At 40.7% G+C, this 1,284-nt stretch carries 1 protein-coding gene; it reads right to left on the bottom strand.

Translation table 11 applies throughout. The annotated features are described in order from the left end of the window. Window positions 1-215: 215 nt before the first annotated feature. Window positions 216-1,284, bottom strand: a 1,069-nt coding sequence (locus PX636_RS11685; protein ID WP_288117288.1) for an ISAs1 family transposase, incomplete at its 5' end; no start/stop codon positions are given.

Genomic DNA, 1,284 nt, shown 5'->3' with positions numbered 1-1,284 from the left:
GAATATCTACAAGTTCAAGAATAGTCTGTTGTGCGTCGAGGGGAAGGGACGCAATATCTTCTTGAATCGTTTCTAGGTTGATCATTGTCATTATCTCTTTATGGTTGATTGTATCAATTTTAAGATAAAAATCGAGTTCTGTGAAAAGCTGATGTTTCCGTGAGCAAAACCCCTAAAATTAGACTTGATAAAAGACCAGGGTAAGAGCATCTCAATTAGGCTTGACAAAAGGCTTTCAGCACAGCCATCATATAGTTATTATCCATGGCCGCCCGTTTACTTTTTTGTGCCAGACTACGTCGGTAAGTGGATTCCTGGTTAAGAGCGTTAAGTGCTACTCGTCTCAAGAAGGCAAAATTACGAGGGCTGTGACCAGAGCGAATCCGACATTGATCCTCATTAAAAGTAACATCTAAAATCCAATGAGCCTGATTTTCAATGCCCCAATGTTTACGAATAGCATTACCTATTTTTTGAGCATCAGCAGGGAGAGAACTGAGATAAAATTGGACTTCACAAGTGGTTTTATGACCAGGATGACGAACTCGTTTAACCATGATAATACTTTGAAGTCCTCGCCATTGAGCTTGTTGATAAAGACCGCCGAAAGCTTCTAAAGGTACAGCCCAACACCAACGTTTTTCGAGGCGATGATGACCTTTTTCCAGACGGTAATCATAACTAAATTGAATACCATCAAATTGATGTGCTTGAGCTTGCTCAAACCAGTTTTTGACCTGAGTATAAAGAGTCGGATGATTAGCTTTAAGGGCGACAACGTAGTCAGCTTTTTTGGCTTGAATATGATTAATAATCGCCGTTTGAGTTCCCATAGCATCTAGGGTGATAATTGCCCCTTGAAGGTCTAACAGTTCTAGTAAAGCGGGAATAGCAGTAATCTCATTGGATTTATCTTCCACCTTGACTTGTCCTAAAACTAATTTCTGCTCCCCCGCCCAAGCCGTCACTAAATGCAAGGCTTTAATTCCTTGATTACGGTCGTAAGAACCTCTGAGACTTTTCCCGTCTATGGGAACTATTTCCCCCGAAAGAGAACCGATTAAATGGGGCAGCCATTGAGACAAAACTTTGGCCAAAACTTCCGGGTTAATCCGTTCAAAAACCCGCCGAAAAGTGTCATCAGAAGGAATGCCATTAGGTAATTCTAAAAACTCAGATAACCAAGACTGCTTACTGAGTCCATAATTTTCCATGTCTTCCCAACCTTTGGCTCCTGCTATAACTGCTAAAACAGCAATGACTAAAATATCAGTTAATAAATGT

The organism is Microcystis sp. M53598_WE2, assembly GCF_030067735.1.
Taxonomy (GTDB): Bacteria; Cyanobacteriota; Cyanobacteriia; order Cyanobacteriales; family Microcystaceae; genus Microcystis; species Microcystis aeruginosa.
The sequence above is the reverse complement of the archived record's forward strand: the minus strand, read 5'-3'. Positions and strand labels throughout refer to the sequence as shown.